12 protein-coding genes and 1 tRNA gene are annotated in these 15,847 nt (G+C 70.9%); 6 read left to right on the top strand and 7 right to left on the bottom strand.

What is annotated here, in order from left to right; genetic code table 11:
- Positions 1 to 5 precede the first annotated feature (5 nt).
- Positions 6 to 761 carry a transketolase gene (locus tag O7627_RS35235; protein WP_278097757.1) on the bottom strand — a complete coding sequence of 252 codons (756 nt, stop codon included), beginning with the start codon at positions 759 to 761 and terminating at the stop codon, positions 6 to 8.
- A gap of 46 nt (positions 762 to 807) precedes the next feature.
- On the opposite strand from O7627_RS35235, the gene soxR reads away from it, so the two are divergent.
- Positions 808 to 1,254, top strand: coding sequence for a redox-sensitive transcriptional activator SoxR (gene soxR, locus O7627_RS35230; RefSeq protein ID WP_278097756.1), 447 nt, complete (start codon positions 808 to 810; stop codon positions 1,252 to 1,254).
- Here soxR and O7627_RS35225 read toward each other — a convergent pair.
- Complete coding sequence (locus O7627_RS35225) at positions 1,232 to 2,221, bottom strand: NAD(P)H-quinone oxidoreductase (RefSeq protein WP_278097755.1); 990 nt, start codon at positions 2,219 to 2,221, stop codon at positions 1,232 to 1,234. The two genes, soxR and O7627_RS35225, sit on opposite strands and share 23 nt — an antisense overlap.
- Before the next feature lie 89 nt (positions 2,222 to 2,310).
- Between O7627_RS35225 and O7627_RS35220 the strand changes: the two genes are divergently transcribed.
- Positions 2,311 to 2,397, top strand: a tRNA-Ser gene (locus tag O7627_RS35220).
- Positions 2,398 to 2,482: 85 nt separating this feature from the next.
- On the opposite strand, the gene O7627_RS35215 is transcribed toward O7627_RS35220, so the two are convergent.
- The 4 genes from O7627_RS35215 to O7627_RS35200 form a co-directional block, all read right to left on the bottom strand.
- On the bottom strand, positions 2,483 to 3,601 hold the full coding sequence (locus O7627_RS35215) for a winged helix DNA-binding domain-containing protein (RefSeq protein ID WP_278097754.1): 1,119 nt from the start codon (positions 3,599 to 3,601) through the stop codon (positions 2,483 to 2,485).
- A gap of 65 nt (positions 3,602 to 3,666) precedes the next feature.
- Positions 3,667 to 4,167: a hypothetical protein gene (locus O7627_RS35210; protein ID WP_278097753.1), complete on the bottom strand. Its 501-nt coding sequence runs from the start codon at positions 4,165 to 4,167 to the stop codon at positions 3,667 to 3,669.
- On the bottom strand, positions 4,160 to 4,819 hold the full coding sequence (locus O7627_RS35205) for a hypothetical protein (protein ID WP_278097752.1): 660 nt from the start codon (positions 4,817 to 4,819) through the stop codon (positions 4,160 to 4,162). The genes O7627_RS35210 and O7627_RS35205 overlap by 8 nt, the downstream gene beginning before the upstream one ends.
- 151 nt (positions 4,820 to 4,970) lie before the next feature.
- Entirely contained in the window at positions 4,971 to 5,642 is a 672-nt protein-coding gene (locus O7627_RS35200) for a hypothetical protein (protein ID WP_278097751.1), read from the bottom strand.
- Positions 5,643 to 6,185: 543 nt separating this feature from the next.
- Here O7627_RS35200 and purD point away from each other — a divergent pair.
- The 4 genes from purD to O7627_RS35180 all read left to right on the top strand — a co-directional run bounded on the left by purD (position 6,186) and on the right by O7627_RS35180 (position 15,418).
- Positions 6,186 to 7,454, top strand: a complete 1,269-nt coding sequence (gene purD / locus O7627_RS35195) for a phosphoribosylamine--glycine ligase (protein WP_278097750.1) — start codon at positions 6,186 to 6,188, stop codon at positions 7,452 to 7,454.
- Between the two features lie 220 nt (positions 7,455 to 7,674).
- Positions 7,675 to 8,337 carry a hypothetical protein gene (locus O7627_RS35190; RefSeq protein WP_278097749.1) on the top strand — a complete coding sequence of 221 codons (663 nt, stop codon included), beginning with the start codon at positions 7,675 to 7,677 and terminating at the stop codon, positions 8,335 to 8,337.
- Between the two features lie 14 nt (positions 8,338 to 8,351).
- Positions 8,352 to 10,373, top strand: a complete 2,022-nt coding sequence (locus O7627_RS35185) for a flotillin family protein (protein WP_278097748.1) — start codon at positions 8,352 to 8,354, stop codon at positions 10,371 to 10,373.
- Positions 10,370 to 15,418 (top strand): DNA repair ATPase, encoded by a 5,049-nt coding sequence (locus tag O7627_RS35180; RefSeq protein WP_278097747.1) that lies wholly within the window; start codon positions 10,370 to 10,372, stop codon positions 15,416 to 15,418. Before O7627_RS35185 ends, O7627_RS35180 begins: the two co-directional genes overlap by 4 nt.
- Here O7627_RS35180 and O7627_RS35175 read toward each other — a convergent pair.
- Complete coding sequence (locus O7627_RS35175) at positions 15,393 to 15,836, bottom strand: hypothetical protein (RefSeq protein ID WP_278097746.1); 444 nt, start codon at positions 15,834 to 15,836, stop codon at positions 15,393 to 15,395. The two genes, O7627_RS35180 and O7627_RS35175, sit on opposite strands and share 26 nt — an antisense overlap.
- Positions 15,837 to 15,847: the final 11 nt, after the last annotated feature.

Genomic DNA, 15,847 nt, shown 5'->3' with positions numbered 1-15,847 from the left:
GGCGGTCACTCCCCGGGACGGACGACCGCGACGACGACGTGCGGCCGGTCGGATTGGCGGGCGGGGTCGGGTCGGTGGGTCAGGGCGGTCTCGATCGCGTCGTGGTCGCGGCCGTCGACGGTCGTGGCGGTCCAGCCGTTCACGGTGAACCGGCTGGCGATGCCGCCCGGCCAGCCGTGCGTGGCCGAGCCGTTGTCCAGCACGATCGCGGTGAGGTTGGCCAGGCCGGTCGCACCCGCGTACGCGATCGCCTCGTGGTTGGAGCCCTCGTCCAACTCGGCGTCGCCGAGTAGCACGTACACCCGAGGGTTCGGCTTTTCGCCCGGTCCGCCGGGCATCAGGCCCTGGGCGCGCAGGCCGAGCGCCGTGCCGACGGCCAGGCCGAGACCGTGTCCGAGCGAGCCGGAGCCGATCTCCACCCCGGGGACGAGCAGACGGTCGGGGTGGTGACCCAGTCGGCTGCGCGGGCCGGCCAGGTCGTCGAGCCAGTCGGGCGGGATGAAGCCCTTGGCGGCCAGGACCGCGTAGTAGGCGGCCGGCCCGTGGCCTTTGGAGAGCAGGAACCGGTCGCGGGTCTGGTCGTCCCCGGTGTCCGGAGTGACCCGGAGCACCCGGTCATAGAGCACCCAGATGACGTCCAGTGTGGAGTACGCGCTCCAGGCGTGCTTCTCGTCCCCGGTGATCCGGTCGAGCAGCGGCCAGAGCACCTCGGCGGCTTCGGCCCGGGAGGTGGCCCGGACGTTGGTGGTGACTGCGGTCATGGCGATAGCCTGCAACCTGAAGCTAACTTCAACTCAAGGTGCCGTGATGCAGGAGTCATTGACCATTGGCGATCTGGCCGCCCGCTCCGGGGTGGCGCAGTCGGCGCTGCGCTACTACGAGCGGCTCGGGCTGATCCGGGCCGCCCGCACCGGCGGGAACCAGCGCCGGTACGAGCGGGCCGAGCTGCGCCGGGTGGCGTTCATCCGGATCGCCCAGCAGGTCGGGATCTCGCTCGCCGACATCCGCACCGCACTCGAATCGCTGCCGGAGTCGCGTACCCCGACGAAGGCGGACTGGGCGCGGCTCTCGGCGACCTGGCGGTCGAAGCTCGACGAGCGGATCGACCTGCTCACCCAACTGCGGGACGAGCTGACCGGCTGCATCGGCTGCGGCTGCCTCTCGTTGCAGCGCTGCCGGCTCTACAACCCGGGCGACGAACTGGCCGCGCAGGGCACGGGTGCCCAGCGGATCACGCCGGCCGCTCCTCGTTGACCAGCAGCACCTTGCCCAGGTGGTCGCTGTTCTCGACGATCCGGTGCGCCTCGGCGGCCATTGCCATCGGCACCCGCCGGTCCACCACCGGCACGATGCTCCCCGACTCGACGAGCGGCCAGATCTCCTCGCGTACGCCCCGGACGATGGCGGCCTTCTCGGCGACCGGCCGGGCCCGCAGCGTCGTCGCGATCAGGCTGGCCCGCTTGCTCATCAGCGCGGAGAGGTCCAGCTCCGCCTTCCGGCCGCCCTGCAGGCCGATCACCACCAGCCGCCCGTTGGTGGCCAGCGCGCCGACGTTTCGGCCCAGGTAGGCGGCGCCGATGATGTCCAGGATCACGTCGACGCCCCGGCCGTCGGTCAGCTCCCGGACCGCCGCGACGAAATCCGCTTCGGTGTAGTCGATCAGGTGCGCCGCGCCCAGCTCGCGCAGCGGCTCGTGCTTGGCGGCCCGCGCGGTCGCGATCACCGTGGCGCCCAGCGCCGCGCCGAGCTGCACGGCGAAGGTGCCGATCCCGCTGCCGCCGCCGTGCACCAGTAGCGTCTCGCCCATCCCCAGGTGGGCGAGCTGGACCACGTTCGACCAGACCGTGCAGGCCACCTCCGGCAGTGCGGCGGCGGACTCCGGATCCAGTGCCGCCGGCACCGGCAGCAGCTGCCCGGCGGGCACCGCGACCCGCTGGGCGTACCCGCCGCCGGCCAGCAGGGCGCAGACCTGGTCGCCGACCCGCCACCCGGTCACCTCGGCGCCGACCTCGGCGACAACCCCGGAACATTCCAGACCGGGGTACGGCGGGATGCCGGGCGGGGACGGGTAGTTGCCCTGCCGTTGGAGCAGGTCGGCCCGGTTGACCGCGCTGGCGCGTACCTCGATCACCACCTCGTCGGGGTCGGGCTCCGGGTCGGGCACCTGGGCCCAGACCAGGGCGTCGGGTCCGCCGGGCTCGGGGATCGTGATCGCGTACATGGCTCAAGTCTGACCCAGACCCGGGCGCCACGTCGGGGTGTCGGCCGCATGGCACACTAGGTCCGGCGGCGGCCGTGTGTCACCGCCGTGGAGGGTTCGCCTAGTGGCCGATGGCGCTGGTCTTGAAAACCGGTAAGGGGGCAACCTCTTCGTGGGTTCGAATCCCACACCCTCCGCTCCGCCCAGACCTCGGAGTTCGGGTTGTTTGTCTGGTTGCGTCATGAAACCAAAGATGCATGCTGGACTCGCTCTGCAGTGATCTCAGGCCCACGCGAAGTGGAGTGGGTGGGTCAGGTAGTGGGCGTAGGGGGTGAAGGTCTGCTCCACCCGGGCGCGGGTTTCTTTGGTGGTGGGGGTCAACGGCTGGATCCGGATGGTGGTGCGGGTTTTGGTGGTGGTGCGTTTCCAGGTGGCGATGACCCGGCCGGCCCGAACCACTGTCGACTGGAAGACGCCGTTGTTGCCGGGGATGATCGCCTGCTTGTGCTCCGGAGCCACCATCAGCGACCGGTCCTTGAAGCCGAGCAGATACTCGTCGAAGCCGGGCAGCGCATGCAGGTCGTCGACCTGCCAACCAGCCCCGCCGTCGTACGCGTCGAGCAGCGCCGCGTCCGCGTACAGCTCGGCGCCGTCGGAGCGCACGGCGGTCAACGCGTCGCCGGCCACCGCGATGCCGCGTTTGGCGTCGGCCGCGGTGAGCCCGGTCCAGCCGGCGAAGTCCTGCCGGCTGGTGGGACCGTGGCTGCGGAAGTAGCGCCGGGCGATGATGCCGAGTGCCTCGTCCCGCTCCGGCCGGTGCGGGTCGGGCACCCACTCGTCGAGCAGCACGAACGTCTGCTCCTTGCCGATGTGCGGCGCGATGCAGAGCACGCCGCGCTGGGAGGCGTACCAGAGCAGGTGGTAGAGGCGCTGCCCCTCGGCGGCGATGCCGGCGGCCGTCAGCGTGGCCAGGCACTGTGCCCGGGTGAACCGGCCGCCACCGGCGAGCGCCTCGCCCAGCACCTCCACCGCCCGGTCGGCGGTCTCGACGTCAAGACCGAGGTTTTCCCGGCGCTGCCGTACCCCGGCCAACGCCCGCACCCCCATCAGGTCGAGCATCCAGTGCGCGTCCCGCGGCGGCACCAGGTGCACGGTGCCGCGCATCGGCCAGGTCCGGATCGCCTCCCGCCGCTCCAGCGCCGCCTGCACGTCGTCCTGGGTGGCGCCCGGCAGCCGCAGACCCAGCGACCACATCCCGCTGGCCACGTCCTGCGCCTGCATGGCGCCGAACCACTCCACGATCCCGGCCACGTCACCGGGCCGCTTTGCCGCGCCGGCCGGCTCGCGAAGCAGCAGGCTCACCATCCGCAGCGCCAGCACCTGGTCCGAGGTCAGCTCCATACCGCCGGACGATATCCCTACCGGGGGACATCGCGACCGTCGTCGTCGCTGCGGTGGGTAAGCCGTCAACCTCGCTGGTCGAGTGTGGGACCCGGACCCGCTTGCAGCGCGGCGTGGGGACCATCGCCGTCGTTGCGGGTGAACCCCAGAGCGAGGGAGCCGATGCCCAACCTCTGACTCAAACCTCTGAGTCCTTCGCGGATGTGCGGCATCGCGGCATCGAGCGCCGACTTCCGCATGAAGACCGAGAGCGCCTCCGGCGAAGGCCGAGGCCCCGGCGGCACGTGGAACCACTCATCCAGCGCAACCTCCAGATAGGCGAGGTTGCGCCCGGTTGTCTCGCGAATGGGAAGCTCCGCGTTCCATCGGAACTGGATGACGGCGTCGTGGACGAACCGGTACTGACCCCGAATCTCTACGGAGATATCGTCGAGCACGCGTTCCTCGCCGGAGTCGCTGGCCAACTCGCCGACCAGCTTGGTCAGTTGAACCTTGATGAGTTTCAGTTGGGCGTGCGCTTCGAGTTCGGCGGGCGTGGTCTCGCCGTCATCTCCCCGCTCAGTCAACTTTGACTCCCAGGTTGAGACTGACAACCGGAATGAAGGGGTCGGAACTGGGGGCGGCGACAAGAGGATCGGCGTCTTCCGCTGTATCGTCGCTGATCACCCCCAGCGAGGCCGGGATGTCCAGTTGTACGAGTTCTCGCCAATCGTGGTCGAGATAGTCCTCGATCTGGAGTAGCGCAGCCTGGGCCTTCGCGACCTGCTCCGGTGAAAGGTACTCGTCGCCGTCACCGAGCCCGAAGTGCCTCTCCAGCCACGCGTTGACGTCAGGCCACGACCACACCTGAGTTGACCCCCGGTCTCCGCCGCCGATCGAGCCTAGCGCTGCCGGGAAGCCCCCCGGACCACGTTGTCCCTTGGTCCAGAGCCGCACAGCCTCCCTTGTCAGCCCCACTCGGGTGGCGATGTCGCTGATGCTCACGAGGTCTTGGTCGAGGCCATTTATCTTCGCTTCGGGAATGGTGTGTGTTATCCGTCTGGCGATTTGGATGATCTGCCCTATGGGATCGTGCTCATCGCAGTAAATAACAGCGCGTACGCGCCCGTCGATGCTCTCCCATGAGATTTCGCAAAGTGAGTCGATGTTCGCGATGCGTTCAACAACAACTGGATCCCGCAGGTCGATGTTCCCCACATGTAGTGCGATGCGAAACATGGCCTCGTCTCCTAAATTGACCTTTGCTCCCCGGTTGCAGCGGTGCTGGTAGCTTCGATCAAACTCCAAACGACCGGCGGAGAGCCCCCCGTGGGGTGAAGTATAGGTGTAGCGTTGGCGAATGCCAACAGGTAACGTAGCGTGCACACGGCTAGTCGATGACAGGGGCGCTGATATTCATCCGAACGACTGATACCCGATCCCGCAACCGGACCGCTCGACGGCGCAACCGCGCGACCCGTCCGAGTCGCCGCGGCACCTCGTCGAGTACGGCCTCCGCCTCACGGATGACCTCCTCGGCGCCGTCTACCTGGGAGTTCGGGTCCTCCGAATGAACGCCTTCGGCGGAGAGGACGGCTTTCGCGTCTTGCTCGACCATCCGGGCTTCGTGTTCCCAATCCGCCGCTTGATCGAATAGTTCTTCGATCCGTGCCAGGTTACTTTCCGCGACATCGAGTAGCTCGTTCGCCCCGGCAGTGGGGGCGAGGCCGTCCATCTCGGCCAGGTTTGCGTCAATGCGCTCAAGCAGGTCGGTGCGATGCTGCAATGATTCGATCGCGTCGATGATCCGCTCGGCGCCGTCCAGTAGCCGCTCCGCTTGATCCAATTCGGGCAGGTTCTCGGCGTCCTGGTGTGGGCAACGTTCAATCAGCCGCTTAAATGACCTTGCCGGTCCCCCTGGGGACCGGCCGGTGCCGAAAAGTATGAACAGGCAACAGTCAACAGTATTTTTCTGACAGTACAGCGTCGCAGACCCCGTATGATCGGAGTTTTTCCGGTACCACCAGCCCCTGGCTCGTGCCAGCGCCAGCGCGTCACGCATGTCCGGGTCCTTGTGTTTCGGCCACTGCTCGGCCGGCGAGATCCACCTTTCGGTACCACCGCTTGACACGAGCCGTCACCTCGCACACGTCTGTAGTGAGGACACGCGGGCACACCGGAATTGTCGAGGTTAGTCCAATGAATGTGCCCAACGATATTGTGCCACGCCCCCGTGTGATTGCACAAAGTGACCGAAGCTGATACGAGACATGGACTTTTAAGCCCGATTTGTGACTCTCTGCTGGAAATCTGCGCATGCGCTGTTGGCGCACGAGGCCGGGCCGGGAATATGTGACGGTGCGGCCAGCGGGAAGCGCGGTAGGCGTTTCATTCAGAATCGGTGACGGATGACGGGCGCCAATTTGAACACTTCTCACGAGTACCTGATGGCAGGGCTTCGGGTCGGCCCCCTCCGGCCCCCACGCGCCGACCGCCCGGGCTCAAGCCCGCCGCCCCGCGCACCCGAACGAGGGGGCCGATCCGGGACATGGTCGGTGCCGGGGGTCGGGATCGGTTCCGGGGGTGGCGCGTAGGATCGGCGCTCGTGCGCGTACTTCTGATTGGTGGTGGCGGGCGGGAGCACGCGCTCGCTCTCGGGCTGGCCGCCGACCCGGCGGTCGAGTCGCTTGTCGCCGCCCCGGGCAACCCGGGCATCGCGGCCGTCGCCGAACTGCGCGACGTCGCCGCCACCGATCCGGCCGCCGTCGCGGCGCTGGCCGTCGAGGTGGCCGCCGACCTGGTGGTGATCGGGCCGGAGGCGCCGCTGGTGGCCGGGGTCGCCGACGCGGTCCGCGCCAAGGGCATCGCCTGCTTCGGCCCGTCCGCCGCGGCGGCCCGGCTGGAGGGCTCGAAGGCGTTCGCCAAGGACGTGATGACCGCCGCCGGGGTGCCGACCGCACGGGCGTACCCGATCGCCGACGCGGCCGCCGCCGAGGGTGCTGCCGAGGTCACCCGCGCGCTTGACGAGTTCGGCGCGCCGTACGTGGTGAAGGACGACGGGCTGGCCGCCGGCAAGGGCGTGGTGGTGACCGACGACCGGGCCGCCGCCGTCGCGCACGCCGCCGGCTGCGGCCGGGTGGTGATCGAGGAATACCTCGCCGGCCCGGAGGTCTCGCTCTTCGTGGTGACCGACGGCGAGGCCGCGGTGCCGCTGCTGCCGGCCCAGGACTTCAAGCGGATCGGGGACGGCGACACCGGCCCGAACACCGGCGGGATGGGCGCGTACGCGCCGCTGCCGTGGGCGCCGCCGGGTCTGGTCGACGAGGTGCTGGCCACCGTGGTGCACCCGACCCTGGCCGAGTTGCGCCGCCGGGGAAACCCGTTCGCCGGGCTGCTCTACGTCGGCCTGGCGTTGACCGCGGCCGGTCCGCGGGTGATCGAGTTCAACGCCCGGTTCGGCGACCCGGAGACCCAGTCCGTGCTGGCGCTGCTGGAGACCCCGCTGGGCGGCCTGCTGCACGCGGCGGCCACCGGGACCCTGGCCGCCCACCCGCCGCTGCGCTGGCGGGCCGGGTCGGCCGTCACCGTGGTACTCGCGACGGCCGGCTACCCCGCGTCGGCCCGTACCGGTGACGTGATCACCGGCGCCGACCGGCCCGGCATCATCCACGCCGGCACCGCCCGCCGGGCCACCGACGGCGCGCTGATCTCCGTCGGCGGCCGGGTGCTCAGCGGTACGGCCACCGGGCCGGATCTGCCGGCGGCCCGCGCGGCCGCGTACGCGTTGCTGGACGGGGTCGACCTGGCCGGCTCCCAGGCTCGCCGGGACATCGCGCTGGCGGCGGTCGAGGGTCGGGTCGGCCTGCCGTCCTGACCGGCACCGGTGTCGGGTTGCCTCCCAGCGGTTGCCGGGCAGCCTCCCAGCTGTATCCCAGCCGCTTCCCAGTCGGTCCGGGTCGTTACCGGCCTTTCGGCTGGTAACCGGTTTTGACACGGCATGCCATGATCGGCGGTGCGGTCGACCGGAGGAAGTTTCACCTGTGGTCGCCACGAAATGACGGCACAGCGATCGGGTCCGCGGGGGAGGCTGACGCGTGGGTGAGTTCCTCGATGTGGCGCTCCGCTTCCCGACCGTGCTGTTCACCTTCCTGCTGGTCGTGGTGATCGGCTACTGGCTGCTTGTTCTCTTCGGGGCCGTGGACCTCGACGCCGACCCGGGCGCGGCGGCCGAGTCGCTGGGCGCGGACGGTGGCGAGGCCACCGCCGCCACCGGTCTCGCCGGGGTGCTCAATGGTCTGGGGCTCGGCGGCGTGCCGGTGAGCGTGGCGGCCTCGCTGCTGATCGCGGCCGCCTGGTTCGTCAGCCTGGCCGGGGGTGCGCTGCTGGCCGGGTTGACGGCCGAGCCCTGGGTCTGGGTGCTGCTCTCGGTGGGGGTGCTGGCCGCCGCCCTGATCGTCGCCTGGCTGATCGCCTGGCTGCTGATGCTGCCGCTGCGCCACTTCTTCCCGCTCGGCCCGCAGTCCTCCCGGCACGACTTCGTCGGCGCCGTCTGCGTCATCCGGACCGGGACCGTGACCACCACCTTCGGCCAGGCCGAGGTGACCTCGACCGACGGCTCGTCCGCCGTCATCCAGGTACGCAAGGCCGGTGACGACCCGCTGCGGGCCGGCAGCCGCGCCGTGATCTACGACTACGACGTCAAGGGCGAGTTCTTCTGGGTCGCGCCGGTCGACGCCGCGCTCGATTCCGAACCCTGAACCAAAGGACACTGATGGATGTCATCACCGCCGGATTCGGCGTCTTCCTGGCCGTACTACTTCTGATCGCCGTCGGCGTCACCCTGATCATCGCTCGGATGTTCCGCAAGGTGGAGCAGGGCAAGGCGCTGATCGTCTCCAAGGTGCGCCGGGTCGACGTGACCTTCACCGGCGCGGTGGTGATGCCGGTGCTACACAAAGCCGAGATCATGGATATCTCGGTCAAGACGATCGACATCGAGCGGACCGGGCACGAGGGCCTGATCTGCCGGGACAACATCCGCGCCGACATCCGGATCACCTTCTTCGTCCGCGTCAACAAGACGGTCGAGGACGTCATCAAGGTGGCGCAGGCGATCGGCACCGCCCGGGCCAGCGACCGGGAGACGCTGCAGGAGCTGTTCAACGCCAAGTTCTCCGAGGCGCTCAAGACCGTCGGTAAGCAGCTCGACTTCGTCGACCTCTACACCAAGCGGGACGAGTTCCGGGACCGGATCATCGAGGTGATCGGCACCGACCTCAACGGTTACAGCCTTGAGGACGCCGCGATCGACTTCCTCGAGCAGACCCCGATGTCGCAGCTGGACGCGGCGAACATCCTCGACGCCCAGGGCATTCGCAAGATCACCGAGCTGACCGCGCTGGAGCACATCCGCACCAACGAGTACCGGCGCAACGAGGAGAAGGAGATCACCCGGCAGAACGTCGACGCCCGGGAGGCCATCCTCGAACTGGAGCGCCGGCAGGCCGACGCCGAGACCAAGCAGAAGCGCGAGGTCGAGACGATGCGGGCCCGCGAGGAGGCGGAGACCCAGAAGGTCCAGGCCGAGGAGCGGCTCAAGGCGCAGACCGCGCACCTGCGTACCGACGAGCAGCTCGGCGTCCAGCGGGAGAACCAGGCCCGGGAGATCGCGGTGGCCGAGAAGAACCGGGAACGGGTCATCGCCATCGAGACCGAGCGGATCGAGAAGGACCGGCTGCTGGAGGTCATCGCCCGGCAGCGGGAGACCGAACTCTCCACCATCGCCAAGGACAAGGAGGTCGAGGTCGAGCGGCGCTCCATCGCCGAGGTGATCCGGGAGCGGATCGCGGTCGACAAGACCGTCGCCGAGCAGGAGGAGAACATCAAGCGGCTCCGGGTGGTCGAGGAGGCCGAGCGGACCCGCCAGTCCGTGGTCATCCAGGCCGAGGCCGAGGCGCAGGAGCGGCTGGTCAAGGACATCAAGGCCGCCGAGGCGGCCGAGCAGGCCGCCAAGCACAAGGCCCGCGAGGAGCTGGTGCTGGCCGAGGCCCGGCAGCAGGCCGCCGAGCTGGACGCCCGCGCCAAGATCCGGCTGGCCGAGGGAGCACAGGCCGAGGCGGCCGCCACCGGCCTGGCCGACGTGCAGGTCCGGGAGCGTGGCGCCGAGGCGATCGAGAAGGTCGGCCGGGCCGAGGCGGCCGTGGAGCGGGAGAAGGCCCTGGCCGTCGCCGACGCGCTGCGGGAGAAGCTCAAGGGCGAGGCGGAGGGCCTCACCGAGAAGGCGGCGGCGATGGCCGCGCTGGACGACGCGACCCGTGAGCACGAGGAGTACCGACTGCGGCTGGAGGCGGAGAAGGAGATCCGGCTGGCCGGCATCGACGTCCAGCGGCAGGTGGCCGAGTCGCAGGCGATGGTGGTCGCGACCGGGCTGGAGAAGGCCAACATCGACATCGTCGGCGGCGACAGCGTCTTCTTCGACCGGCTGCTCAGCTCCATCTCGCTCGGCAAGAGCGTGGACGGCTTCGTCGCGCACTCCGACGTCGCCCAGGGCCTGGCCCGGCCCTGGCTGGACGGCTCGGCCAACTTCACTGACGACATCTCCCGGCTGCTCGGTTCGCTGAACACGGCCGACGTCCGGGATCTCACCCTCTCCGCGTTCCTGCTGCGGCAGATCAAGGCCGGCGGGGCCGACTCCGACAAGCTCCGGGAGCTGCTGAACACCGCGAAGCGGCTCGGGGTGGCCGACCAGCCGGTGGCCGCCCTGGCCGGCGCGGACCACCGGACGGCCGAGTGACCGGGCCGGTGACCCGGCCGGCCGACCAGCGGCCGGCCGACGAGCCGGCGGACCGGTCCGACGCGGGTGCCGGCGTCGACGCCGGCACCTACGAGGTGCTGCGGTCCCGGCTCGCCGACCGGGCCGCCGAGCTGGCCCGCCGGGCCGAGCGGCTCAACGCCCGCCGGCTGGAGGTCTTCGGCGGTACGGAGCTGCGCCTGATCGGCACCGAACGGATCCGCACCGAGCACAACTGCGTGCCGCGCGACATCGTGTCGGTGGGCGGGCTGATGCTCTTCGGCTACAACGTCTTCATCGGTCTCAAACCCGAGACCACCATCGACGACGTCTTCTCGCTGCACCACTTCGCCCGCGACACCGCCGACGGCGAGTCGGGCGACGGGTTCCGGTTCGACGACGTCGCCGCCGACGAGCTGCCGGAGCTGCTGCGCGACCCCCGCTTCCAGCGCGACTTCGCCGAGCTGTACCGCTACTACCGGCAGGCCCGGCTGTTGCAGCTGCGCCGGCTGGACGGCCGGCTGCTGGCCGTGTTCCAGGCCGGCGCGCGGACCGAGGACATCCGGGTGCTGCGCTGGCGGCTCGGCACCGACGCATCGGTGGAGTATCTCGACAACCGGGGCGAACGGGATCACGTCTTCCCGCCGTCGCACGACTTCGAGTGGGTGCCGACGACCCGGGACGACCACGTCACCGGCCGGCACCCGCACATCTCCATCGGCGGCGAGGTCTTCGTCGAGACGGTCGGCGGAAACCTCACCGTCAAGATCGAGAACAACACCGAGACCGGCGAGGGGATCTACGCCGAGCCGGTCGCCGAGCCGCTGCAGAGCCTGGCGGACGCCGACATCTCGTACGCCCGGGTCGGGCCGTTGATCCTGCTGCGGATCCTGCCCTACAAGGAGACCGACTGGCGGTATCTGGTCTTCAACACCCTCACCCGGGCGGTGGTCCGGCTGGACGGGATCGGGCCGGCCTGCCAGCGGCTGCCCGAGGACCACGGCATCATCTTCCCCGGCGGCTACCACCTCGCCACCGGCGTGACCAGGACCTTCGACACCGACGTGGACGGGCTGGAGTTCGAGCGGGTGATCCGCTCGGCGAACGGCGAGGACACCCTCTACGTCTTCCACTCCCGCGTCGACGGCCGCTCGCTGCTGCTGCCGTACAACGTGATCCGCAAGGAGGTCGCGAACCCGATCCTCTGCCACGGCTTCTCGCTCTTCGACGACGGCACGCTGGTGGTGTTCCGGGCCACCTCGGAGGAGCCGACCCGGGTGCACCCGATGCAGGTCTGGCAGACGCCGTACCAGTCGGACAGCTACGCCGCGGCACAGCCGGTCGGCACCGGCCCGCTGGAACGGGTCGGCAACCCCGATCTGGTACGCGGCATCTCCGACAGCCTCTCGGTGACCCGGATGGTCAACGAGATGAGCCCGGCGGTGGGCGTCTTCGAGGCGCTCATCGCGGCCTGCTCCCGGGTCTTCGACCACTACCACTGGCTCGGCGAGCGGGAGCTCGGCGACCTGCGGGAGCCGCTGACCGAGGTTCGGGCCACCGCCCAGCAGGTGCTCGACGAGTTCGAGAAGGTGCAGGCGCTCACCGCGCACGCCACCGAAACCGTGGACGAGGCGGCCGCCGACATCGCCTCCCTGGTCCGCCGGGTACGCGGCGAAACCCCGCTGAGCGCGGACGAGTGGGTCCGCCAGCTCGCCGCGCTCCGGCAGGCGCAGGGGCACCTGGTGACCCTCACCGAGCTGCGCTACGTGGACCGGACCCGGGTCGACGGACTCGCCGCCACCCTCGCCGACGAACTGGCCGAGGCGGCCCGCCGGGCGGTCGGCTTCCTGGCCCGCGACGACGCCTTCACCGGCTACCACGCCGAGGTGGAGAAGCTGGTCGCCGACGCCGGCGCGATCGGCGCGGTGGCCGACGCCGACGCCGTCGGGCAACGCCTGACCGAGCGGGCCGAGGCGTTGCAGGTGGTGACCGAGGTGGTCGGCTCGCTGGAGATCGCCGACGCCACCGTCCGGACCGGCATTCTGGCCCGGGTCGGCGAGGTGCTGGGCGGGGTGAACCGGGCGCGGGCCACCCTGGACGGCCGCCGCCGCGAGCTGCGGGCGGTCGAGGGCCGGGCCGGCTTCGCGGCCGAGTTCGCGCTGCTCGGCCAGGCGGTGACCGGCGCGCTCGCGGTGGCCGACACGGCGGAGCGCTGCGACGAGCAGCTCGGCCGGTTGCTGCTGCAGGTGGAGAACCTGGAGTCCCGGTTCGGCGAGTTCGACGACTTCCTGGCCGAGCTGGCCACCCGGCGGACCGACATCTACGAGGCGTTCTCCTCACGCAAGCAGGCGCTGCTCGACGAGCGGGCCCGCCGGGCCGACCGGCTGGTCGCCTCCGCCGACCGGATTCTGGTCAGCGTGCACCGGCGGCTGGCCGGGCTGGCCTCGCTCGACGAGGTGAACACCTACTTCGCCTCCGACCCGATGGTGGCGAAGCTGCACGGCGTCGTCGACGAGCTGCGTACCCTCGGCGACCAGGTCCGGGCCGAGGAGCTGGCGGGGCGGGTCAAGGCCGCGCGGCAGGAGGCCGGCCGCGCGCTGCGCGACCGGATCGACCTGTACGCCGACGGCGGCGAGACGATCCGGCTGGGCCGGCACCGGTTCGCGGTGAACACCCAGGCCGTCGACGTCACGCTGGTCCCGCACGACGGCGAGATGTCGGTGGCGATCACCGGCACCGACTACCGGGCGCCGGTCCGCGACGAGTCGTTCGGAGCGACCCGGCCCTTCTGGGACCAGCTGCTGGTCTCGGAGTCGCCGGAGGTGAGCCGGGCCGAGTATCTCGCCACCTCGATCCTCGCCGCCGCCGAGGCGGGGACCGGCGGGCCGACCCTCGACGCGCTGCGGGCGGCGGCGGTGACCGACGGCGGCCTGCGGGAGCTGGTCACCCGTACCGCCGAGGGCCGCTACGACGAGGGGTACGAGCGCGGCGTCCACGACCACGACGCGGCGCTGATCCTGGACGCGCTGCTGCGGCTGCGGGCCGGCGCCGGCCTGCTGCGCTACCCGCCGGCCGCCCGGGCCGCCGCCCAGCTGTTCTGGAGGTTCGGCGCGGACGAGCAGCGGCGGTCCGGGTTCGCCCGGCGCGCGGTGTCGCTGGCCCGGTCCCGGTCGGCGTTCGGTCCCGGCCCGGCCCTGGACGCGCTGCGCGCCGAGTTCAGCACCGCCATCGGCGACTTCCTCGACGGTCCCGCCGGGCTGGCCGAGCTGGCCGCCGAGCGGGAGTCTGCCGGCGAGTACCTGTTCGAGGAGCTCTCCGAGGGACCGGACGGCTTCGTCACCGGGGCCGGCGCCCGGGGGTTGCTGGACCGGTTCCGCCGGGCACTCGGCGGGCCCGGATCACAATCCACCCAGGCGTACGAGGAGGACCTGCGCGCCCTCGGCGACGACCTGGCCGCCCGGCACCAGCTGGTCCGGGCCTGGCTGGAGGCGTTCGTGCGGTCCGAGTCCGGCCCCGCCGAGCCGGGCTCGGCCGGCGGTGCCGGGGCGGCGCCGGCGGATCTGCCGGAGGCGGTGGCCATCGAGCTGTGCGGGGCCGACCTGCCGCGGCACGACTCGGCCGCCACCCTGTCGGCCGAGGTCGGTGGGCTGCTCGCCAGCCACCCGCGGATCGACGGCTCCCGGCTCACCCTCCGCATCGACGAGGTGCTGGCCCGGACCCGCCGGTTCCGGGTCGAGCGGGTGCCGGCGTACCGGGCGTACCAGCGGCGGCGCAACGAGCTGGTGGCGGCCGAGCGGGACCGGCTGCGGCTGGACGAGTACCGGCCGAAGGTGCTCGGCACGTTCGTCCGCAACCGGCTGATCGACGAGGTCTACCTGCCGCTGATCGGCGACAACCTGGCCCGGCAGCTCGGTGCCACCGGCGACGGCAAGCGGGTCGACCAGATGGGTCTGCTGCTGCTGATCTCCCCGCCCGGCTACGGCAAGACCACCCTGATGGAGTACGTGGCCAGCCGGCTCGGGCTGGTCTTCGTGAAGGTGAACGGACCGGCGCTCGGCTCGGCGGTCACCTCGGTCGACCCGGCCGAGGCGCCGAACGCGACCGCCCGGCAGGAGGTCGAGAAGATCTCCTTCGCCCTGGAGCTGGGCAGCAACGTGCTGCTCTACCTGGACGACATCCAGCACACCTCGCCCGAGCTGCTGCAGAAGTTCATCTCGCTCTGCGACGGCCAGCGCCGGATGGAGGGGGTGTGGGAGGGCCGCACCCGCAGCTACGACCTGCGCGGCCGTCGGTTCGCGGTCTGCATGGCGGGCAACCCGTACACCGAGTCGGGGCGCCGGTTCCGGGTGCCGGACATGCTCGCCAACCGGGCCGACGTCTGGAACCTCGGCGACGTGCTCTCCGGGCGAGAGGAGGTTTTCGCGCTCAGCTACCTGGAGAACGCGCTGACCTCGAACCCGGTGCTGGCGCCGCTGTCCACCCGGGAGCGCGGCGACATCGAGCTGCTGGTCCGGCTGGCCCGGGGCGACGACACCGTCCGGCCCGACCAGCTCGCCCACCCGTACCCGGCGGCCGAGCTGGAGCAGGTCCTCTCGGTGTTGCGCAAGATGCTCCAGGTGCAGCGGGTGGTGCTGGCCAACAACCAGGCGTACATCGCGTCGGCGGCCCAGGCGGACGCCTCCCGGACCGAACCGCCGTTCCAACTGCAGGGTTCCTACCGGAACATGAACAAGCTGGCCGAGCGGATCGTCCCGGTGATGAACGACGACGAGTTGGCCGCGGCGATCGACGACCACTACCTGGGCGAGGCGCAGACGCTGGCGGCCGGTGCGGAGGCGAACCTGCTCAAGCTGGCCGAGCTGCGCGGCCGGTTGACCGCCGAGCAGGCCCGCCGCTGGGCCGAGGTGAAGGCCGGTTACCTGCGGGAGAAGGCGCTCGGCGGTTCCGGCTCGGATCCGGTGGACCGGGCGGTCGGCGCGCTGGGGCTGCTCGCCGACCGGCTTGGTGGGGTGGAGTCGGCGATCAGCCGGGCCGCGGACCAGCGGTAGACCCGTCCCGCGCGGCGACGTCCGCCGAGCCCTCGGGCTCGGCCTGCTCGGCCGGTGGGGTCTGCTGGGCCGGTGGCGCCTGCTGCGCCGTGCCCTGCTCGGCGGGTGTCGGCTTGGCCGGTTGCTGCGTCGCCTGGCGCGGGCTGCCGAACGAGCGGCGCGACTGGTAGGTGAGCCAGAGCGCGACGAAGGAGGCGATCGCGGCGGCCACGCTGGCCAACTGGTCGGCGAGGTCCGGACCGAGGGCGGCCACCACCAGGGCGGCCACCAGGAGCGCGGCGATCAGACCGAGCGTTGCGGTCCGCAGGAAGCCTTTGATCCGGCCCAGCCAGCTTCCGGGCGTCTTGAAGATCAGGTAGCTGAGCACGATGATGCCGGCCGTGACCAGCAGCGGAACGTGCCATGGTTCCAGCCGCATCCGGCTCACCT

This window comes from Solwaraspora sp. WMMD1047 (genome assembly GCF_029626155.1).
Lineage (GTDB): Bacteria > Actinomycetota > Actinomycetes > Mycobacteriales > Micromonosporaceae > WMMD1047.
This window is presented reverse-complemented; position numbering and strand designations above follow the sequence as displayed.